Raw genomic sequence first — 1,029 nt, forward strand, 5'->3', positions numbered from 1 at the left:
TCTGCGCGCTCTGTCGGGCCGTCGGACTGGTCGGGCGGGCCGTCGGTCCGCTCGGGTGGGCGCCACGGCCCGCTGCCGCGGGTCACCGGGTGCCCCACCCGTCGGCGAGGAGGCGGGCGGCGTGCAGGGCCCAATAGGTCAGGACGATGTCCGCGCCGGCGCGGCGGATGGAGGTCAGCGACTCCATCACCGCGAGGTCGTGGTCGATCCATCCGCGCTCGGCGGCGGCGGAGATCATCGCGTACTCCCCGGAGACCTGGTAGGCGGCCACCGGCACGTCCGAGATCTCGGCGGTCTGGCGCAGGACGTCGAGGTAGCTCATCGCCGGCTTGACCATGACCATGTCGGCGCCCTCGTCCAGGTCCAACCGCACCTCGCGCAGCGACTCGCGCAGGTTGGCGGGATCCTGTTGGTAGGTGCGCCGGTCGCCGCGCAGCGAGGACCCGACGGCCTCGCGGAACGGCCCGTAGAAGGCGCTGGCGTACTTGGCGCTGTACGCGAGCACGGCCACGTCCTGGTAGCCCTCGCGGTCCAGTGCCTCGCGGATGGCGGCGATCTGGCCGTCCATCATCCCGCTCGGCCCCACCACGTGGGCTCCGGCGGCGGCCTGGGCCACGGCGAGGTCGTTGTAGGCGGCCAGTGTGGCGTCGTTGTCGACGACCTGCTCGCCACGTGGGTCGGTGCCGAGGACACCGCAGTGACCGTGGTCGGTGAACTCGTCCAGGCAGGTGTCGGCCATCACCACGAGGTCGTCGCCGACCTCCTCGCGGACGGCGGTCAGCGCCCGGTTGAGGATGCCGTCGGCGGCGGCGCCGCAACTGCCCGAGGCGTCTTTGTGCTCGTCGAGCGGGACGCCGAACAGCATGATCCCGCCGAGTCCCGCCTCTGCGGCGGCGGCGGCCTCCCGGCGCAGGGAGTCGACGGTGTGCTGCACGACCCCGGGCAGGGAGGAGATGGCGTGCGGCGCGTCGAGACCGTCGGCGACGAACGCCGGCAGGACCAGCTGCCGGGGCGCGAGCGTGGTCTCGG

Annotated in this window: 1 protein-coding gene; it reads right to left on the reverse strand. The window is 73.2% G+C overall.

The annotated features are described in order from the left end of the window. Positions 1-82: 82 nt before the first annotated feature. The coding region (gene hemB / locus G6018_RS13170) for a porphobilinogen synthase (RefSeq protein ID WP_182639848.1) at positions 83-1,029 on the reverse strand (947 nt) is incomplete at its 5' end.

It is taken from the genome of Dietzia sp. DQ11-44, assembly GCF_014145205.1.
Lineage (GTDB): Bacteria > Actinomycetota > Actinomycetes > Mycobacteriales > Mycobacteriaceae > Dietzia > Dietzia natronolimnaea.